The sequence below is a fragment of the Roseivivax sediminis genome (genome assembly GCF_900112685.1).
In the GTDB taxonomy this organism is placed as follows: Bacteria; Pseudomonadota; Alphaproteobacteria; order Rhodobacterales; family Rhodobacteraceae; genus Roseivivax; species Roseivivax sediminis.
The window spans coordinates 1-19,402 of record NZ_FOMS01000007.1 but is presented as its reverse complement, the minus strand read 5'-3'; the positions used below and the strand labels follow the sequence as shown (position 1 = coordinate 19,402).

The 19,402-nt window shown below is 68.4% G+C and carries 21 protein-coding genes; 12 read left to right on the top strand and 9 right to left on the bottom strand.

The genetic code is table 11. From position 1 onward, the window contains the following. The first annotated feature begins 70 nt into the window (after positions 1-70). Complete coding sequence (locus F3H57_RS11925; RefSeq protein ID WP_149756146.1) at positions 71-2,200, top strand: OmpA family protein; 2,130 nt, start codon at positions 71-73, stop codon at positions 2,198-2,200. A 256-nt stretch (positions 2,201-2,456) separates the two neighbouring features. Here the strand turns inward: F3H57_RS11925 and F3H57_RS11920 are convergent, their stop codons facing one another. The 7 genes from F3H57_RS11920 to pheS all read right to left on the bottom strand — a co-directional run bounded on the left by F3H57_RS11920 (position 2,457) and on the right by pheS (position 9,695). Beyond that, complete coding sequence (locus tag F3H57_RS11920; protein WP_149756145.1) at positions 2,457-2,843, bottom strand: HesB/IscA family protein; 387 nt, start codon at positions 2,841-2,843, stop codon at positions 2,457-2,459. 32 nt (positions 2,844-2,875) lie between these two features. After that, entirely contained in the window at positions 2,876-3,442 is a 567-nt protein-coding gene (locus F3H57_RS11915; RefSeq protein WP_149756144.1) for a sugar O-acetyltransferase, read from the bottom strand. Between the two features lie 4 nt (positions 3,443-3,446). Then, on the bottom strand, positions 3,447-4,163 hold the full coding sequence (locus tag F3H57_RS11910; protein WP_149756351.1) for a tryptophan-rich sensory protein: 717 nt from the start codon (positions 4,161-4,163) through the stop codon (positions 3,447-3,449). Beyond that, entirely contained in the window at positions 4,160-5,452 is a 1,293-nt protein-coding gene (gene serS, locus F3H57_RS11905) for a serine--tRNA ligase (protein WP_149756143.1), read from the bottom strand. The genes F3H57_RS11910 and serS overlap by 4 nt, the downstream gene beginning before the upstream one ends. Before the next feature lie 74 nt (positions 5,453-5,526). Beyond that, complete coding sequence (locus F3H57_RS11900; protein WP_149756142.1) at positions 5,527-6,156, bottom strand: trypsin-like serine peptidase; 630 nt, start codon at positions 6,154-6,156, stop codon at positions 5,527-5,529. Positions 6,157-6,262: 106 nt separating this feature from the next. After that, entirely contained in the window at positions 6,263-8,656 is a 2,394-nt protein-coding gene (gene pheT / locus F3H57_RS11895; RefSeq protein WP_149756141.1) for a phenylalanine--tRNA ligase subunit beta, read from the bottom strand. Positions 8,657-8,693: 37 nt separating this feature from the next. After that, the gene (gene pheS / locus F3H57_RS11890; protein WP_149756140.1) at positions 8,694-9,695 is read right to left on the bottom strand and encodes a phenylalanine--tRNA ligase subunit alpha; all 1,002 of its coding nucleotides are present in this window, start codon (positions 9,693-9,695) and stop codon (positions 8,694-8,696) included. 238 nt (positions 9,696-9,933) lie between these two features. On the opposite strand from pheS, the gene yajC reads away from it, so the two are divergent. The 10 genes from yajC (at position 9,934) to F3H57_RS11840 (ending at position 16,961) form a co-directional block, all read left to right on the top strand. Further along, positions 9,934-10,227, top strand: a complete 294-nt coding sequence (gene yajC, locus F3H57_RS11885) for a preprotein translocase subunit YajC (RefSeq protein ID WP_149756139.1) — start codon at positions 9,934-9,936, stop codon at positions 10,225-10,227. 55 nt (positions 10,228-10,282) lie between these two features. Beyond that, positions 10,283-11,953, top strand: coding sequence for a protein translocase subunit SecD (gene secD / locus F3H57_RS11880; protein ID WP_149756138.1), 1,671 nt, complete (start codon positions 10,283-10,285; stop codon positions 11,951-11,953). A gap of 10 nt (positions 11,954-11,963) precedes the next feature. Continuing rightward, positions 11,964-12,932: a protein translocase subunit SecF gene (gene secF, locus F3H57_RS11875; RefSeq protein WP_149756137.1), complete on the top strand. Its 969-nt coding sequence runs from the start codon at positions 11,964-11,966 to the stop codon at positions 12,930-12,932. Beyond that, entirely contained in the window at positions 12,925-13,677 is a 753-nt protein-coding gene (locus F3H57_RS11870; protein WP_149756136.1) for a sulfite exporter TauE/SafE family protein, read from the top strand. The genes secF and F3H57_RS11870 overlap by 8 nt, the downstream gene beginning before the upstream one ends. Before the next feature lie 14 nt (positions 13,678-13,691). After that, on the top strand, positions 13,692-14,045 hold the full coding sequence (locus tag F3H57_RS11865) for an Mth938-like domain-containing protein (protein WP_149756135.1): 354 nt from the start codon (positions 13,692-13,694) through the stop codon (positions 14,043-14,045). A gap of 151 nt (positions 14,046-14,196) precedes the next feature. Continuing rightward, positions 14,197-14,808 carry a heme ABC exporter ATP-binding protein CcmA gene (gene ccmA / locus F3H57_RS11860; RefSeq protein ID WP_149756134.1) on the top strand — a complete coding sequence of 204 codons (612 nt, stop codon included), beginning with the start codon at positions 14,197-14,199 and terminating at the stop codon, positions 14,806-14,808. Further along, positions 14,805-15,461, top strand: a complete 657-nt coding sequence (gene ccmB / locus F3H57_RS11855; protein WP_149756133.1) for a heme exporter protein CcmB — start codon at positions 14,805-14,807, stop codon at positions 15,459-15,461. Before ccmA ends, ccmB begins: the two co-directional genes overlap by 4 nt. A 65-nt stretch (positions 15,462-15,526) precedes the next feature. Further along, positions 15,527-16,255: a heme ABC transporter permease gene (locus F3H57_RS11850; RefSeq protein ID WP_149756132.1), complete on the top strand. Its 729-nt coding sequence runs from the start codon at positions 15,527-15,529 to the stop codon at positions 16,253-16,255. Then, positions 16,252-16,407 (top strand): heme exporter protein CcmD, encoded by a 156-nt coding sequence (gene ccmD / locus F3H57_RS11845; protein WP_149756131.1) that lies wholly within the window; start codon positions 16,252-16,254, stop codon positions 16,405-16,407. The genes F3H57_RS11850 and ccmD overlap by 4 nt, the downstream gene beginning before the upstream one ends. Next, positions 16,404-16,961, top strand: coding sequence for a DsbE family thiol:disulfide interchange protein (locus F3H57_RS11840; protein ID WP_223163063.1), 558 nt, complete (start codon positions 16,404-16,406; stop codon positions 16,959-16,961). Before ccmD ends, F3H57_RS11840 begins: the two co-directional genes overlap by 4 nt. An 11-nt stretch (positions 16,962-16,972) precedes the next feature. Here F3H57_RS11840 and F3H57_RS22240 read toward each other — a convergent pair whose 3' ends face one another. Further along, entirely contained in the window at positions 16,973-17,125 is a 153-nt protein-coding gene (locus F3H57_RS22240) for a hypothetical protein (protein WP_188129671.1), read from the bottom strand. Positions 17,126-17,317: 192 nt separating this feature from the next. Further along, entirely contained in the window at positions 17,318-18,631 is a 1,314-nt protein-coding gene (locus F3H57_RS11835; RefSeq protein ID WP_149756130.1) for a short-chain fatty acid transporter, read from the bottom strand. Between the two features lie 145 nt (positions 18,632-18,776). Here F3H57_RS11835 and F3H57_RS11830 point away from each other — a divergent pair, with 145 nt between their 5' ends. Beyond that, positions 18,777-19,118 carry a hypothetical protein gene (locus F3H57_RS11830; protein ID WP_149756129.1) on the top strand — a complete coding sequence of 114 codons (342 nt, stop codon included), beginning with the start codon at positions 18,777-18,779 and terminating at the stop codon, positions 19,116-19,118. Positions 19,119-19,402: the final 284 nt, after the last annotated feature.

Here is a 19,402-nt window from a genome sequence, read left to right as displayed (position 1 = left end):
GGAACCGTGCATGGCGTTCGAAACGTTCTCGTCCCGACGCTGCACGCAGCAGCAAGGGAAGGGAGATGTCATGAAACCAGGCATTCTGAAAACATCGACGGCGCTGGCGCTGTCGCTCAGCCTCGTCGTTCCGGCCCCGGTCCTCGCACAGGAACAGGAACCGGGTCAGGAAATGACCGACGAACAGCGCCGCCAGTTCCTGCTGCAGCAGCGCGAGAACGCCGAGGAGGCCGAGTCGCAGAGCCGGGACCAGCGGCAGAACGATCAGGGTCGGGGTGACGGCCAAGGCAACGGTCAGGGCCAGGGGGCCGGGGGGCAGGAGTCTCCCCAGGCCGAACAGCCCGCGCCGGAAGCGCAGCCCGATCCTCAAGAGCAGGCTGAGCCGCAGGGTCAGGGCAGCGGTCAGCCCGAGACCGAGGGCCAGGATGCGGCGCCCGAGCCGCAGTCTGAGGCCGCGCCGGAGGTTCGGGAGGACCCGGAACCGCAGGCCGCTCCGGAACAGGAGGCGCCGGCACAGCCCGAGACGGTGACGGAGCCCGAGCCGCAGCAAACCGACCCCCAGGGGCAAGCCGGCTCGGCCGCGACCGACGAGAGCCGCACCGGCGCGGACGAACTGCGGGAGTCGCTGGGAGCGGGCGGAGCCACCACGGAGTCAGCGGAGCAAGATGCGCCGGCCGCCACGGCCGCGGATGACGCGCCGGCCGAGGGCGACGCACCGTCGCAGGGCGATGATCCTGCGGCGGCAGAGCGTCCGCTCGAAAGCGAAGAGCCGGCAGCTGCGGAGGCGCCGGCCGAGAGCGATGATCCCGCGGAGAGCAACGCCCCTGCGGCGACCGAGGCTCCGGCCGAAAGCGACGATCCGGCCGGCGAGAGTGCCGAGACGCCGGACGAGGGCACCGCGCCCGCTGCAGCTGGTGAGGACGTCCAGTCCTCCGAGGCCGAGGAGGATGCGTCCAGTGTGGACGAGCTGCGCGAGCGGATGCGGTCCGATGGCGAGGGCGAGTCCGCCGAGGGTGAAGCGGCGGACGAGACGGCACAACAGGATCCGCAGGATGAGGCGCAAACGGCCGAGCGGCGCCAGCAGGACGCCGACGCGCTGGCCGAGCAGGACCGAGCAGCCCAGTCGACCGCGGCCGCACAAGAGGGCACGGACGGCGCCGAGGTGGTCGAGGAGACGATCACTGATGAGACCGCCCGTAGTTCCAACGAGGAGTTCGGCACCGCCGTCGACGAGAACGTGGAGCGTCAGGAACGCCGCGACGACGACGATGACGACGAGGATGACGGCGAGCGTGCCGAGAAGCTTCGCACGTTCTTCGGCGGCGCCGCGGCCGGGGCGCTGGGCGCGGTCGCGCTCGACCGCATCCTGCAACCGAACGAGGAGGTCGTCTCGGATACCGGTGACCGGATCGTGGTGGAGCGTGACGGCCAGTACCGCGTGCTGCGCAACGACGACGCGCTCCTGCGCCAGCCGGGCGCCAATGTGACCTCGTACCAGTACGACGACGGTTCCACGCGATCGGTGGTGATCCGCGAGGACGGCACCGAGATCGAGACCATCCGCGCCGCCGACGGCCGGGTTCTGCGCCGTGTGCGGACGCTGCCGTCGGGCGATCAGGTCGTGCTCTTCGACGACACGCAGTCGTTCCGGGAGGTATCGGTGAGCGAATTGCCGCAGGTGAGCGAACAGCGCCAGATGATCGAGTATCGCGGCAACGATCAACAGGATCTGGCCAATGCGCTGGCCAATGCGGGGGTGCAGACCATCGACCGGTCGTTCTCGCTCAACCAGGTGCGAAACATCGCCGAGGTGCGCAAGCAGGTGCCCGAGATCAACGTCGATTCGGTCAACTTCGAGACCGGCTCGGCGGTAATCCGGCCAGAGGAGGCCGAGGCGCTGTCGGCGCTCGGCAACGCTATGCGCGACATCATCGACGAGCGGCCCGGCGAGGTCTTCCTGATCGAGGGGCATACCGACGCGGTGGGTTCGGCCTCAATGAACCTCGCGCTGTCGGACCGACGCGCGGAATCGGTGGCGCTGGCGCTGACCGAGTATTTCGACGTGCCGCCCGAGAACATGGTCGTTCAGGGTTACGGCGAAAGCGATCTGCTGGTGCGTACCGAGGACGCCGAACGGGCCAACCGCCGCGCCGCGGTGCGCCGGATCACGCCGCTGCTGACCGCCGCGCAGCAGCAGTAAGCGCGCCCCCGGTGGTTTTGAACGCCCCCGCAGGATATGCGGGGGCGTTTCTTTGTTTGCACGACATATTTTGGCTCAAAACAGCGCGGCGCCTGTCCTGAGGCGGGCCGGCGATCAGCAGCGGCCTTCGGCCATTGCTCCGTGAAGGCATCCCGATCGAGCTTGTCCTAGGAGCACCCTAGAGAACCCCGCGATTCGAAAAAACGCCCGGCGCGAGGCCGGGCGTTAATCGCAGCGTCGGCAAATAGCGGCGCGATCAGCCCTGTGCGCTGTCGCGCTCCGTCTGAAGCTCGTCCACGTCCTTGAACTTGATCGATTCGCCGCAGCCGCAGGCGTCTTCCACGTTCGGGTTGCGGAACTTGAAGCCCGATTCGAGCAGCGATGTCTCGTAGTCGATCTCTGTGCCGAACAGGAACATCTGCGCCATCGGCGCGATCAGCACGCGCGCGCCGTCCTTTTCCACGACCTCGTCGTTGCTGTCTGCGTCGTCGACATAGTCCATGGTATATTCCATGCCCGCGCAGCCGCCCTTCTTGACGCCGATCTTCAGACCGTAGCGCCCGTCCTTTTCCATCAGCTTCGAGATCTGGCGGACCGCCGCGTCGGTCATCGTTACGGGTGCCTGGCCGGGGATGCCGAACATGGGATGTGCCTCCTGAGCCTTTCGTCAGGAAACTAATGCCCGTCGCCGCGCCGAACAAGGGGGCGGGCCGGATTGCCGCCTACGGTGGTTCCCGGCCCGACGTCGCGGGTGACCACGGCACCCGCACCGACGATGGCCTCATCCCCGATGCTCACCCCGGGGAGCAGGATCGCGCCGGCTCCGAGCCAGACATCGCGGCCGATCGTGACTGGGCGCGTCGTCTCCAGCTCGGCCTTGCGGGCCTCGGGATCTCGCGGATGATCGGCGGTGAGGATCTGCACGTAGGGGCCGATGTCGCAGCCGTCGCCGATGGTGATGGGCCCGGCATCGAGCAGGTAGCAGCCGTAATTGACGAACACGCCCGACCCGATGCGGATATTGTAGCCGTAATCGACGTAGACGGGCGCTCGGATCGCCACCTTCTCGCCCAAGGCGCCCAAGAGCGCACGCAGGATCTCTTCGCGCCCGTCGTCGCCGAAGATCGTGGCGTTGTAATCGCGCATGAGCGACTGCGCTCGCTTGCGGTCGTCCGAGAGGCCGGGATCGCCGGGATGGTAGAGCGCGCCCGAGATCATCTTGTCGCGTTCGGTCTCGGCCATGCGGCTACTCGGTATCGGTGCCGCGAATGGCGAGGATCGCCGCGATCCCGATCACGGCAAGCCCGACCACCGCGGCGTTGAAGGGACGGGCATTGGCGACGATCACCGCCACCAGCGCCCAGATCACCGTGATGCCGTATTCCGGCGCCCGGTGCAGCCGGTACTGCACGGTAACAGAGATGACGAGCGCGAGGGTCAGCGCGACCAGCGCCGCCGGGGTTTCGGGCAGGAGTTCGTAGCCCGCGAGGACGAGGCCGATCGACACGCAGGCCGCCGCTGTCAGCCAGCCGGCATAGATCGCGACGGGTGACATCTGCCACCAGCGGTCGGTATCGCCGGTGCGAGTCAGCGCGATCAGCGCAGTCGCCAGCATGACCCAGATCATGATCGTCGCAAGCGCCACCGATTGCTGCGCCGCCGGCAGCCAGAGCGCACCGACGGCGAGGCTCATTACCATGGGCTTGCGCATCTCGGCCCAGTCGGGGTCGTCGGCGCGCTTCAGGAGGCCGAAGCCTGCGCCGAGAATCAGCCAGACATAGATCAGCCCCCAGATCGCGAAGGCGTAGCCGGCGGGCTGAACAGGGGGATCTCTCTGGGGGTTTGGGAATTGCGACGGTTCGAACCCGTTGAATCCGGGTGCGAAGACGGGCGACGCGGCAAAGGCCAGCGCGGCAAGAAGCAGCGCGCCGGCCCAGAGCTTTCTGCTGGTCTCGGGAGTCAGGCGAGCTCTCCTTCCGCGGTCAGCCGGGTCTTGCCGCCCAGCCACGGGTGCAACGCGGCGGGGAGGTCGACCGATCCGTCCTCCTGCTGGCCGTTCTCCAGGACCGCGATCAGGCAGCGCCCGACAGCGAGGCCGGAGCCGTTAAGCGTGTGCAGGAACACCGGTTTGCCGCCGTCCTCGGGTTTCATTCGCGCGTTCATGCGCCGCGCCTGGAAATCGCCGCAGACCGAGACCGAGGAAATCTCCCGGTACGTCTTCTGGCCCGGCAGCCAGACCTCGATGTCGTGCGTCTTGCGCGCGCCGAAGCCCATGTCGCCGGTGCACAGCACCACGGTCCGATAGGGCAGCTCCAGTGCTTCGAGGATGCCCTCGGCGCAGCGCGTCATGCGGCCGTGTTCCTCAAGGCTGCTGTCGGGATGGGTGATCGACACCATCTCCACCTTCTCGAACTGGTGCTGGCGCAGCATCCCGGCGGTGTCGCGCCCGGCGCTGCCTGCCTCGGAGCGGAAGCACTGGGTGTGCGCGACGTAGCGCCGGGGCAGGTAGCTTTCGGCCACCGTCATGTCGTTGACGATGTTGGTCAGCGTGACCTCGGCGGTCGGCACGAGCCACCAGCCCTCGCGGGTGCGGTAGCTGTCTTCACCGAATTTCGGCAGCTGCCCGGTGCCGTACATCATCTCGTCGCGGACGAGGACGGGCGTCCAGGTCTCCGTCAGACCGTTCTCGGTAACGTGGGTGTCGAGCATGAACTGTGCCAGAGCGCGGTGCACGCGCGCGACTGCGCCCGACAACACAACGAAACGCGAACCGGACAGCTTCGCGGCGGTCTCGAAATCCATGCCGTTCGCGACGGCCGGAAGGTCGTAATGCTCCCTGGCGGCGAAGGCGAAGTCGCGCGGGGTGCCCCAGCGGCGGATCTCCACGTTGTCGTCTTCGTCCGTGCCGTCCGGCACGTCGTCCAGCGGCATGTTTGGCAGGCGCATCAGCGCGTCCGTCAGTTCCGCGTCGAGATCGCGGGCGCGGGCCTGCATCTCGGTCACCGCGGCCTTCTTCTCGGTCACCAGGGCGCGCAGACGTTCGAACTCCGCCTCGTCGCCCTTGGCCTTGGCGGCGCCGACCTCTTTGGCGGCGCGGTTCTGCTCGGCCTGCGCGGTTTCGGCTTCGTGGATGGCCGCGCGCCGCGCCTCGTCCAGCGCCAGGAGCGGCGACGACGCGTCCTCGACCCCGACCCGGCTGAGCGCGGCGTCGAAGGCGGCGGGGTTGTCGCGGATGGCGCGGATGTCGTGCATCGCTCAGGCTCCCATGTGATTCCGCGCCGTTATGCCGCAAAGGCGGGGCGAGGTGTAGGGGCGAGGGGGCGCGATCAGTGCAGCCGGGCCAGTGTCCGGCGCACCCAGCCGTCCACCGGCACCGCGAGCGCGCCGTCCCCGCTTCGGGCGGAGATCACCGCAACGATGTGCGGCGCGTCCGTTCCGAAAAGCACCGGGCCGCCGGATTGCCCGCGCTCGATGGTGCAGCCGATGCGCCAGACCGGCCCGGGCGTGCCGGTGCAGCCTTCGCTGCGCGACAGCCGGTGCGGGCGCGTGCGGGTGTAGCCGGCGAGCGCGAACGGCCCCTCGGGCGGCGCGGTGCCGAGCGGCAGGGGCGCAAGGTCCAACGGCTGCGACAGGCGCAGAAGAGCGAGGTCGTGGGCCACGTCGATGCCGCCCGAGTCTGTCGCGGCGGGATGAACCTCGGCGCCGTCGATGCGGGTGGCGCCGGCATGGCCCGCGCCGTCCCAGCCGGCGACGAAGACCATGTCCGACAGGTTGCGCCGCGCGCCGTCCGGGCCGAGGACGCAATGCGCCGCGGTCAGCACCACGCGCGGCGCCACCAGCGTGCCGGTGCACATGCCGCGCGTGTTGTAGCCGGCGATGTTCACGCGGCCGATGGCGTCCTGCGCAAGCGCCGGGGCGGCCATGAGTGCCGCGAGAAGGATCAGAATGGGCCGCATGGGGCGGAGTTAGGCGCGGGTGCGCGGCGGGAAAGGGCCGCGATCTCCGCGCGGCGTTTCGGACACCGTCTGCCGGTCGCCCGCGGGGGCGGCCGGCAGGCGCGTGTCAGGTCGACAGGCTCTCGACCTTGCGCTCTTCGAGATAGCGCAGGAGGTCTGCGCGGAATTCCGCGATATCGTCGGACGTCACGGTCCGATCCGGGCGCTGGACGTGGAAGTAGAAGGTGTAGTTCGCCTTCGCCTCGCCCGGCTTGTGGAAGGCGTCCGTGAGCCGCCAGTCCGCGAGGAGCGGGTTCTCGTATGCCGCGAGCACCGCGTGAAGCTTGCTGTAGCCCTCGGCCACGGGCCAGGAGAAGGTGAAATCCTGGCGCGAGCCCGGGAAGGGGGTGTCGGCCCGGTGCTGGTGCGCGGGATAGAGATCGGTGGCCATCTCGTCGATGTCGATCTCGAACCAGATCGCGTGGCCCGCGTCGAGGCACGTCTTGACCAGCTTTTGTGGCAGCACCCCCATCGTGCCGATGGTGCGGTCCCCGATCCGCAGCGCCACGGCAGAGCCGTCCTGCCACGGCCCCTCCCGGTCCTCGGCCGCGATGTGCCAGGCGTCGAAGCCGGGGTGGTTGGCGGCGACGGCGATATCCTCCAGCGCGCGGCGCAGCTCGAAGAAGCTGTCGCGCGCGCTCGCCTTCTTGCGCTGGTTCACCATCAGGCCGGCGAGGCGGTTAAACTCCACCTTCTCGCCCGCTTCTATCCAGAACACCTTGCCGATCTCGTAGACGCGGAAGGCCTGCGCCTGGCGCCGGTTCTCGTTGGCGACCATCAGCAGGTTGGGGATCAGCGTGTCGCGCATGTCGGCGGTGTCGCTGCCGCGCGGGTTGACGATGGTCAGCGGCGCATGGCGGCGTTCGAAGCCGAGCTTGGAAAGCCAGTCCTTCGAGTGCCAGCCATAGGTCTTCACCTCCGCGAAGCCGTAGCTTTGCGACAGGATGCGACGGGCGCGGTGCTGGCCGCGGATGCGGATGTTGAAATCCGGCGTGCCGATCTGCGGGCCCGGCATCTCGGGCGTGATGTTGTGATAGCCGAACAGGCGCATGACCTCCTCGGAGAGGTCCTCCCAGGTGGTGATGTCGGCCTCGCCGCGGAATTCGGGCACGGTGACGGTGTAGCCGTCCCGCGCGTCCTCGCAGCCGAAGCCGATGGAGCGCAGGAGGCCTTGAGACTGGGCGTCAGGGATGTCGGCCCCGGCACGGCGGGTCATGGCCCCGGCGGCGACGTGGATGCGGCGCGGCTCGGTCGCGTCCCGGCGCAGGATAGTGCGCTGCGCGGTCGCCTCGGTCTCGGGCACGGCGTCCTGCAAAAGCTTGAAGATACGTCCCGGCGCCTGATCGGCGAAAGCGACAGGAAGCTTCTTCTCGTAGCGCTGGCTCGCGTCCGTGCGGATGCCGAGGCGCGCGGCGGTGCGGCGGATGCGCGTGCCGTCGAAATTGGCGCATTCCAGCGTGACGTCCTGCGTGTCGGGCGCGATGCGGGAATTGGCGCCGCCGATGACACCGGCAAGACCAACCGGCTCGTCGCCCGAGAAGATCATCAGGTCCTCCGCGGCGACCTCGTGCGTCTCGTCGTCGAGCGAGGTGAACTGCCGCGCGGCACCGACACGGTCCACGCGCAACGACGGAACGATGCGCGCGTCGAAGCAGTGCGAGGGCTGGCCGAGCTCGAACTGGACGTAGTTGGACACGTCCACGAGGATGTCGCGCGAGGGCGAGGACACGAGGCCGAGCCGATGCCGCATCGTCAGCGGCGCGACGCGCGCCTGCGGCACCCGCAGCCCGGCGGCCGAGAAGAACGGCACCACGTCGGGCGCGTCGACGGCGATGTCCACCTGCGGCAGCCCGGCGGCGTCGAGCGCGTCGCTGACCGGCAGCGGGGCGAGGTCGCGCGACAGGATCGCGGCCAGCTCGCGCGCGAAACCGTACTGACCCCAGAGGTCGGGGCGGTGGGTCAGCGACTTGTTGTCGATCTCCAGCAGCGTGTCGCGCGGCTGGATCAGGTCGGCAAGACCGGTGCCCGGCGCGACGGAGGTGGGCAGCTCCACGATGATCTCGTGGTTATCCCAGAGCCCGAGCTCCTTGGCCGAGCAGAGCATGACCTCGGAGGGATGGCCGGCGATCTCGCCGCTCTCCACGCTCTTGCCCATCGACAGGGTGGCGCCGGGGAAGGCGGCGAGCGCGATCATGCCCGCGCGCACGTTCGGCGCGCCGCAGACGGTGCGGGCCGGGCCCTCGCCGGTCTCCAGCGTGACGGCGGTGAGGCCGGGGCGGTCCGGCAGATCGAGCTTCGTGACGTCGGTGACGCGCACCGCGGCGATGCGGGCGGTTTCCACCACCTGTTCCTCGATCTCGTCGACCTCGGCGGTGTGGATGGTGATCCGGTCGCCGAATTCCTCGGGCGAGATGCCCGAGACGTCGACGAAATCGGAGATCCAGTTGAGCGAGATTTTCATGTCAGCACGTTCGGTTCGAGGGGCGCGGAAGGGCGGATCAGAGCGTCGCGGTAAACTGACGGGCGAAGCTCAGGCTGCCCTTGTTGAACAGGCGCGCGTCCTGCACCCCGAATTTCAGCATGGCGAGGCGGGTCAGACCCAGCCCGAAGGCGAAGCCGGAATAGCGGTCGGGATCGACACCGGCATGTTTCAGCACCTCGCGGTGGACCATCCCGCAGGGCATGAGTTCGAGCCAGCGCCACTTGCCGTTGATCTCGGTCCAGAAGTCGAGCTCGAAGCCCGGCTCCACGAACGGGAAGTAGCCGGGGCGCAGGCGCACCTTCACGTCACGGCCGAACACCTGGTCGAGCAGTTCTTTCATCACCGCGATGAGGTTGGCGACGGTCACGCCCTCGTCGATGTAAAGCCCTTCGAGTTGGTAGAACGTGTTCTCGTGCGTCGCGTCCGTGGCCTCGTTGCGGTAGCAGCGGCCGGGGAAGATGGCGCGCACCGGCACGCCGAAATCGCGCATCGCCTCGTTCTGCATCGACGAGGTGTGCGTGCGCAGCACCATCCCGTTCTCGAGCCAGAACGTATCCTGCATGTCGCGTGCCGGATGGTCGGCGGGGATGTTGAGCGCGTCGAAGTTCTTGAACTCCGTCACCGCCTCTTCGCCGTTATAGGTGCGAAAGCCCATCCCGCGGAAGATGTCCTCGATTTCCATCTGCGCGGCGGTGATCGGGTGGATCGCTCCGATTCCGCTGGTCATCGGCGGCAGCGTGGTGTCGAAATCCACGGCCGGGGCATTGGAGGTCGGACCGTCCTTGTCCTTGGCGGCCGCGATGCCGGCCTCGATCCGCGCGGTGGCCTCGTTCAGCTCCTTGCCGAGGGCGGCGCGCTCTTCCGGCGAAAGGGACGCGAAGTCGACGGTGGAACGGAAGGCGGCGATGGCGCCATTGCGGCCGAGATATGCGGCGCGAAGCTGCTTCAGCGCCTGATCGTCCATGTCGGCGGAGACCGAGGCTTCGAACTCTGTCACGATGTCTGCAAGTTTCGACACGTTGGGGCTGCCTTCTGTCGCGCATTCGGGGCGGGGCCGGAGCGCCGCGCGCGAACCTCTTACTCACTCGGTCCTGCGAACAAAACCCCATTCTTGGGGCGGCGCCGGGGCCCCGGACGCGGCCGATCGGCGCGGCCGGCGGCATCGGCTTGCATCGGATGCAGCCCCGCCATAGTTTCCGCGCAACTTTGCGGGCCGCCCCTCGTCCCGCGCATCCCAGAGCTACAGGAGCCCCTCGATGGAAGGCAGCGCGATCGCCCAATTCATCCCGCTCATCCTGATCTTCGCGATCATGTATTTCCTGCTGATCCGTCCGCAGCAGAAGAAGCTCAAGGATCATCAGAAGATGGTCCAGAGCCTGCGCCGCGGCGACCAGGTGGTCACCCAGGGCGGGTTGATCGGCAAGGTCGTGAAGGTCAAGGAAAACAACGAGCTCGACGTCGAGCTGGCCGAGGGCGTGAAGGTGCGCGTGGTGCAGAACACCGTCGCGCAGGTCCTGTCCAAGACCGAGCCCGCCAACACCGACGCGTAACGTCGGCGACGTGAAGACCGGGGCGTAAGCCCCCGAGCCCAAGGCGGTTTTCCGCATGTTGCAGATCGACCTCTGGAAGCGCGTGATGATCTGGGCGGCGGTGGCCGCCGGGATCGCCCTTGCCGCGCCCAACCTGTTCTACAACCGGGTGGAGCAGCACAACGACGCCGTTGCCGCGATCGAGCGGCAGGGGTCGACCGACGAATTGCGCGAGCAAGCGTCGGGCTGGCCCGATTTCCTGCCCTCGGGGCTGGTCAATCTCGGGCTCGACCTGCGCGGCGGTGCGCATCTGCTGGCCGAGGTGCGGGTTCAGGACGTCTATGCCGCACGGCTCGAGAGCCTCTGGCCACAGATCCGCGATGCGCTGCGGCCCCTGCGGGACGAGATCGGCACGATCCGGTTGCAGAACAGCCCACCGGATGTGCTGCGCATCGCGATTTCCGATCCCTCGGGCCAGGGCGCGGCGCTGCAGGCGGTACGCGACCTGGCGCAGCCGGTCAGTTCCACCACCGCGCTGCCCCAGGGCGGCGCGCAGAACATCGAGGTGAGCGGCGCGGACGGGGTCATCACCGTCACGCTGTCGGAGGCCGAACGCGCGGCCACGGACGAGCGTACGCTCCAGCAGGCGCTCGAGATCATCCGCCGCCGCATCGACGAGGTCGGCACCCGCGAGCCGACGATCCAGCGGCAGGGGGCACAGCGGATCCTGATCCAGGTGCCCGGCATCGGATCGGCGCAGGAGCTCAAGGAGATCATCGGCACCACCGCGCAGCTGACCTTCCAGCCGGTCGTCAATCGCGGCACCGACCCGGACGCCGATCCCGGCGTCGGAGAGGAGATCCTGCCCTCGCTCGATGAGGAGGGGCTGTATTACACGCTGGAACGCTCCCCCGTCGTCACCGGCGAGCAGCTTGTCGACGCGCAGCCGACCTTCGACCAGAACAGCCGGCCGGCGGTGAATTTCCGTTTCAACACGCAAGGGGCGCGAGCCTTCGGAGATTACACGGCGGCCAATATCGGATCGCCCTTCGCCATCGTGCTCGACGACGAGGTGATTTCCGCCCCGGTGATCCAGAGCCACATTCCCGGCGGCTCGGGCATCATCACCGGCGATTTCAGCATCGAGGAATCCACCAACCTCGCCGTCCTTCTGCGCGCCGGCGCGCTGCCGGCGGGGCTCGACTTCCTCGAAGAGCGGACCATCGGGCCGGAGCTCGGCGCGGATTCGATCGAGGCGGGGCGCATCGCCACGCTCGTCGCCTTCGCGCTGGTGCTGGTCTTCATGGTGCTGTGCTACGGCCTGTTCGGGATCTTCGCGAACATCGCGCTGATCCTCAATATCGGGCTGCTCTTCGGGCTTCTGAGCCTCATCGGGGCGACGCTGACGCTGCCGGGGATCGCCGGGATCGTGCTGACCGTCGGCATGGCGGTCGACGCCAACGTGCTGGTCTTCGAGCGTATCCGGGAGGAACTGAAAACCGCCCGTGGCCCGGCCCGCGCCATCGAGCGCGGCTACGAAAAGGCGCTGTCGGCTATCGTCGACGCCAACATCACCACGATCATCACCGCGATCATCCTCTTCGCCATGGGCTCCGGCCCGGTGCGGGGCTTCGCCATCACGCTCGGCTTCGGGATCTGCACCTCGGTCTTCACCGCGGTCTTCGTCACCCGTCTGCTGATCGTGACCTGGTTCGAACGCCGCCGTCCGAAGACGATCACGGTCTGAGGAGAGACCCATGCGCCTGAAACTGGTCCCCGACGAGACGAGCATCGATTTTTTCAGCCGCACGAAGCTGTGGCTGGGGATTTCGGCGGTGCTGATCGTGGTCGCTCTGACCTCGTTCTTCCTGCAGGGGCTCAACTACGGCATCGATTTCCGCGGCGGTACGACGATCCGCACCGAAAGCGCGGAGCCGGTCGATGTCGGCGCCTACCGCGACGCGATGCAGGGGCTCGAGCTCGGCGATGTGGTGATCTCCGAGGTGTTCGATCCGTCCTTCGGGCCGGACGAGAACGTCGCCATGGTGCGCATCGCCCCGCAGGACGACGTGGAGGCAGTGAGCCAGGAAACCATCGCCGCGGTCGAGGCCGCGCTGCAAGAGGTGGCGCCGGACATCCGCTTCACCTCCGTATCCTCGGTCGGGCCGAAAGTGTCGTCGGAACTGATCCAGACGGCCGTGATCGCGGTGCTGCTCGCGATCGGGGCGGTGCTGGTCTACATCTGGCTGCGCTTCGAATGGCAGTTTGCCGTCGGCGCGGTTGTCGCGCTCGTGCACGACGTGGCGCTGACCATCGGCATCTTCTCGGAGCTGCAGATCCGCTTCGACTTGGCCATCATCGCGGCGCTGCTGACCATCGTGGGCTATTCGCTGAACGACACCGTGGTGGTCTTCGACCGGGTGCGCGAGAACCTCATCAAGTACAAGAAGCGCCCGCTGAAGGAAGTGCTCAACATCTCCATCAACGAGACTCTGAGCCGGACGCTGATGACCTCGCTGACGACGCTGCTGGCGCTGATCTCGCTGCTGGTGCTGGGCGGGGACGTGATCCGGGGCTTCGTCTTCGCGATGACGTGGGGCGTGATCATCGGGACCTATTCGTCGATCTTCGTGGCCTCGGCGATGCTCTACCGCCTCGGGGTCAAGCGCGACTGGTCCAAGCCCGACAACCCGACCGGCAACCAGTTCGCTGACGTCGATGCCTGACCTTCTCCGGCAGCTCCTGGAGCTGCCGGGGCTGGGCTGGATCCTTGCCACCACCTTTGTCGCGGGCGGCGTCTACGGCTTCGCAGGCTTCGGCTCCGCGCTGATCTTCATGCCGGTCGCCGCCGCGCTGGTCCCGCCGGAGATCGCCGTCGCGGCGTTCAGCGTCTCGGCCGCCTCGTCGCTGGTCACCGTGGTGCCGCGCGCGCTGCGGGATGCCGACACGCGGGGGCTGGCGGTGATGATCGCCGGGGCCGTCCTGGCCGCCCCGGCGGGCCTTTGGGTGCTGCGCCGCGGCGACGTCGAGGCGCTGCGCTGGGGGGTGGTGCTCGTGGCGGCGGTCACGCTGGCGGCACTGGTCTCGGGCTGGCGCCATGCCCTGCGGCCCGGTGTCGCGGCGCGGGCCGGGATCGGAGCCGCTACCGGGTTCGTGGGCGGGGCCACCGGGTTGATGGGACCGGTAATGATCCTGTTTCAGCTCTCGGGCCGCGACAGTGCCGCCCGCAATCGGGCCACCGTGCTGGTTTTCCTGACATTCACCACCGCCCTGCTGCTGCCGCTGATGACGCTGCAAGGCATGCTGACCCCGCGCGCGGTGCTGCTGGGGCTGGCCATGACGGTTCCCTACGGGCTGGGCGCGCGACTCGGGGCGTGGTTGTTTCAACCAGATCGCGAAGGACTTTACCGCACTGCAGCATATGTGATTATTGCGATAGCCATCGCGGCCGGTTTGCCGGTCCGGGACTGAAGGGGGACGTGGACATGCGCCTGAACGAGATCACCTTCACCGATGCCGAGCCCGTGGAGGGCTACGGCCCCGGTTTCTTCCGCGTCGGCGGCAAGGCGGTGGACGGGCCGCTGTGCCTGTCGCCGCGGGGCACGCGCGCCTGGGGCGGCCTCGAGGATGCCGACACGCTGCGCGGTCTGGCGACCGAGATCGACGTGCTGTTCGTCGGCACCGGGCCGGAGATCGCGCATCTGCCATCGGGGCTGCGCGACGAGCTGGAAGCGGAAGGCATCGGGGTGGAGGTGATGAACTCCCCCTCGGCGTGTCGGACCTACAACGTGCTTCTGTCCGAGGGCCGGCGCGTGGCGCTGGCGGTGCTGCCGGTCTGAGCTTTGCGGTGCGCGCTGACGCGCGCCCACGATGTTTGGGGGAGGACCCCCAAACCCCATTTGCGAGGGCGCTGCCCTCGCGCTCCCGGAGTATTTCGGGCCCAAAGAAGCAGGGGCTTGTGGTTGTTTCGGTCGGGGGCTAGGCCAACCGATGATGCTGGAACTTCGGGATGTGAGTGTGGCGCGCGGCGGGGTGCCAGTGCTCGATGGCGTCGGGCTCGTGCTCGGGCCGGGCGAGGCAATGGTGCTGCGCGGGCCGAACGGGTCGGGCAAGACCACGCTCCTGCGCGCCGTGTCCGGACTGCAGCCGGTCCTTGCAGGCGAGGTGTCGGGTGCGGAGCGTGTGGCCTATTCGGGCCATGCGGACGGTCTGAAGGCGAACCTCAGCGTGGCGGAGAATCTTGCGTTCTGGGCCGCGGCCTTCGGCACGCGCGGGATCGAGGCGGCCATGGAGGCCTATGCGCTGGCGCCGCTTTCGGACCGATGGGCCGGCAATCTCAGCGCTGGGCAGAAGCGTCGGCTGGGGCTGGCGCGGATGCTGGTCACCGGGCGGCCGGTCTGGGTGCTGGACGAGCCGACCGTGTCGCTCGATGCGGCTTCGGTGGCGCTGTTCGCGGCGGCGGTGCGGGGGCATCTCGGGGCGGGCGGTGCGGCGCTGATCGCGACCCATATCGACCTCGGCCTGAGCGAGGCGCGGGTGCTGGACGTGGCGGCGCACCGGGCGATGGCGCCGCTGCCCGGCAGCGACGAGGCCTTTCTGTGAGGGCGCTTCTGTGGCGCGATCTGCGGCTGGCGGTGCGGGCCGGCGGCGGCTTCGGGCTGGGCCTCGCGTTCTTCCTGATCGTGACGGTGCTGGTGCCCTTCGCGGTGGGGCCGCAGACCGGGCGGCTGGCGAGTATCGCGCCGGGGATCCTTTGGCTCGGTGCGCTCTTGGCCTGCCTGCTGTCGCTCGACCGGATCTTCGCGCTCGATTTCGAGGACGGCTCTCTCGATCTGCTGGCGACGGCGCCCTTGCCTCTCGAGGGGGTGGTGGCGGTGAAGGCGCTGGCGCACTGGTTCACCACGGGGCTGCCGCTGGTGGCGGCGGCGCCGGCGCTCGGCGTGCTTCTGAGCCTGCCGGGGCCGGGATTCTTCTGGCTGTTCTTATCGCTTCTGATCGGCACGCCGGCGCTGTCGGTGATCGGTGCGTTCGGCGCCGCGCTGACCGTGGGGCTGAAGCGCGGCGGGCTGCTGATGTCGCTCCTGGTGCTGCCGCTTTACGTGCCGACGCTGATCTTCGGGGCGGAGGCGGCACGGCGCGGTGCCGAGGGGCTGGCGGTGGAGACGCCGCTGATGCTGTTGGGCGGGATCAGCGCGGGGGCACTGGCCCTGCTGCCATTTGCCTCGGCTGCCGTGCTGCGGGTGTCGCTGCGGTGAACTGGACAAGCGGCGCCCGGACATGTGATTTGTACGGGCCGGACGCGAGGGAGTAGCTACGGGTCATGTCGCTGTGGGAATACGCCAACCCGGTGCGGTTCATCCGCCTGACCGACCGCGTGCTGCCGGCCCTGTCGGGGGCGGCGGTGCTGTGCCTCGTTGTCGGGCTGGTCTGGGGGTTTTTCTTCACGCCGGACGATTACCGGCAGGGATCGACGGTCAAGATCATCTACCTGCACGTGCCGGCGGCGCTGATGGCGATCAATGCCTGGCTGATGATGCTGGTCGCCTCGCTGATCTGGATCGTGCGGCGGCATCACGTGAGCGCGCTGGCCGCGCGCGCCGCGGCGCCGGTGGGGGCGACGATGACGGTGATCGCCCTGGCGACGGGGGCGATCTGGGGGCAGCCGATGTGGGGTACCTGGTGGGCCTGGGATCCGCGGCTGACCTCGTTCCTGATCCTGTTCCTGTTCTATCTCGGCTACATGGCCTTGTGGGAGGCGATCGAGAATGACGATGCCGCGGCGGACCTGACCTCGATCCTCTGCCTCGTCGGGTCGGTCTTCGCGCTGCTGTCGCGCTACGCGGTGAATTTCTGGAACCAGGGGCTGCACCAGGGCGCGTCGCTGTCGCTCGATGCCGAGGAGAACGTGGCGGACGTGTTCTGGTTGCCTCTTCTGGTGTGCATCGCGGGGTTCGTGCTGCTGTTCGTCGCGCTCGTCTTCCTGCGCACGCAGACCGAGATCCGCGCGCGGCGGATGCGGGCGATCCTTGCACGGGAGCGGATGGCATGATGCCGGATCTTGGGAAATACGCCGTCACGGTGCTGTCGGCCTACGGCGTGTCGCTGGTGCTGATCGCGGCGCTGGTGGGGGCGAGCCTGTGGCGCGCGCGCCGGGTGCGCGCGGCGCTTCGGAAGGTTGAGACGCGGAGGACAGCGCGATGAAGATCCGGCCGCTCATGATCCTGCCGCCACTCATCTTCGCGGCCTTCGCGGGACTGGCCTATGTGGGCATGTATCGCGAGGATCCGCAGGGCCTGCCCTCGACGCGGATCGGCCAGCCGGCGCCGGCGATCACGCCCGAGGGGCTGGAGGGCTACCCCCGCGTCGGGCAGGAGATGCTGACCTCGGGCGAGGTGACGCTGGTGAACTTCTGGGCGAGCTGGTGCCCGCCTTGCCGGGCGGAGCATCCGCAGCTTCTGGACTATGCGGCCGAGGGCATCGACATCGTCGGCGTGAACTTCAAGGATCAGTCCAACGCGGCGCTGACCTACCTGCGGGAAGAGCAGAGCCCGTTCACCGGTGTTGCCTTTGATCCGCAGGGACGCACGGCGATCGACTGGGGCGTCACGGCGCCGCCGGAGACCTTCATCGTGGATGGTGACGGCACGGTGCTGATGCGCTTCCAGGGGCCGCTCGTGGGCACCGATTTCGAGCGGCGTTTCGTTCCGGCGCTGGAAGAGGCGCTGGGGAACGCGGAGCTGTCCGGGGCGAGCTGAGCGGGCGGCGCTCAGCCGCCGTGGGAGGGCCGCGCGCAGCGGCCCTCTTCTTCGGTGAAGCACGCGGGATCCGCGCCGGTCACTGCACCGTCGCTCGCCGCGTAGGCGCCGAGGACCGTCAGCACCACCAGAGCGGCGGCCTGGATGAGCGTGATGACCTTCATTCCTGTCCGTCCTGCCTTCATCGCCTTCTCCCCTCTCATGTGGGTTCACGATGACCGAGATGTAGACCGAAGATGCCCGTCATTGCGTCTCACGTCATCGTGACGGGTCGGAGCTATCGGCGGAAACCGGCCGCGTGCCCGTAGGGGTGGCCGGTTCCCGCTGCGCTGCCGGTTTTGGCGGCAGCGCAGGGATCAGAGGATTGTCAGGCCGATGGCGATGATCGCGCCCGACACGATCAGGTGCACGGTGCAGAACCCCATGATGTCCTTGGCGCGCAGGCCGGCGATGCCGAGGATCGGCAGGGCCCAGAACGGCTGTACCATGTTGGTCCACGCGTCGCCCCAGGCGACGGCCATCGCCGCCTTCGCCTGATCGAGGCCGATTGCCTCGGCCGCGGGCATGATCACCGGCGCCTGCACCGCCCATTGCCCGCCGCCCGACGGCACGAAGAAGTTCACGATACCGGCGGACAGGAAGGTGAAGAAGGGCAGGGTGGTGGCGGTGGCAAATCCGACGAGCCCTTCGGAGATCGAGGCGGCGAGGCCGGACTCCACCATGATCGCCATGATCCCGGCATAGAACGGGAACTGGATGACGATCCCGGCGCCGCCCTTCACCGCCTCGGAGAGCGACCGCAGGAGGTTGCGCGGCGTGCCGTGCAGCAGGATCGCGAGCGTCAGGAAGAGAAAGTTGATGACGTTGAGTTCCAGCCCGCCGCCGGTCAGGAAGTGCTGCAACAGCCAGGCGACGCCCATGGCGCCGATGAAGAACGGCAGCACGCGGCTCGTCTCCACGCGCTCGGCCGGAGTTTTCGGGCCGTCATCGGCGTCGGCATCGTTTGCTTCGAGCAGCTTGGGGTCGATGAAGACGCTCTCTTCCTCGGTTTTGGGCAGCATCGCGCGGTTGATCAGCGGCACCGCGATGAAGAGCGCGACCACGATGGCGAGGTTGTAGAACGAAAAGATCGTCTCGCTCGTCGGGACCACGCCGATCTGGTCGGCGAAGGGGTGCCCTTCGGTCGCGATCGACAGCGGGATGGAGCCGGCGAGCCCGCCATGCCAGACGATGAAGCCCGAATAGGCCGAGGCGACGAGCAGCCGGTAGTCGACCCGCACCACGCGCGCCAGTTCCTTGGCGAAGAGTGCGCCGACCACGAGCCCGAAGCCCCAGTTGATCCAGGAGGCCAGGAGCGACACGACGCTGACCAGAAGGATCGCCTTTGCCGGTCCGTCGGCGAAACCGGCGAGCGCGGCGAGCCCGCGGCGGACGATCGGGGTGGAGGCCATCATGTAGCCGGTGACCAGCACCAGCAGCATCTGCATGGAGAATTGCAGCAGGGACCAGAAGCCGTCCCCCCACATCGCCACGACCGAGAGCGGTGCGGTGCCCTCGAAGATCAGCGCGGAAATCGCGGCGACGAGCGTCAGCACGACCACGAAGACGAACGGATCGGGCAGGTAACGGTCCATCAGCCGCACCAACGGGCGGGACATCGCGTTGAGCATGGGGGCCTCCTCTGAGCATCGGGATACGCGTTGCGCCGAACGCCGCGTGGTCTATCCGGCATTCCGGTGCCGGGTTGCATCACGATCTCGCAGCTCGCGCGGGGGTTCAAGACATCGTGCATGGACTTCAGCCCGGTGACGGGCGATGCCCGTGCCGATGTCCGGAGTTTTCAAAGCCCTGATTGCCGTTCTAGCCTTCGCGCTGCTGCCGTGGGGGGCCTATGCGGGCGCGGCCGACGTCGGGTCCGATCCGGCGGAGGCCGTGGCGGTGCAAGACGCCGTTGATACCCATGCCGGAGCAAAGCCGGCGGGGCGCTGCCGGACGGCGCTCGTGGCCGGGTCCTCCTGTGTCCACGTCCTGGCGCCGGCGCTGGTCGGCGCGCCGGCCGCTCCGGCCGCGACGGGCCGGCTGTCGCGGCCTATGGGCTCCCGCATGGCGAAGGGCCGGGCCGTCCGCCCGCCACACAATCCGCCGCGCACGGTCTGACGACCATCGAACCCGGCGCCGCCGGCGCCGACATCGTCAGACCGAAAGGACATCTCATGCACAGCCGAAGAGGCTTCATCGCCGCCTGCGGCGCGGCCGCCGTTGCGGCCTGTACCCGGAGCGGCCCGGACCGCACTGCCGACCCGAAGGGCGCCACATCCGGGCCCCCTGCCGATCCGCCCATGCCGGAGGCGGTGTCCGCATAGCGTGTTGGTGCGCCTTCATTTTGCCGGAAACGGCCAATATTGCACCTCCAAGCCTACTGGAGGACCCCCATGCACAAG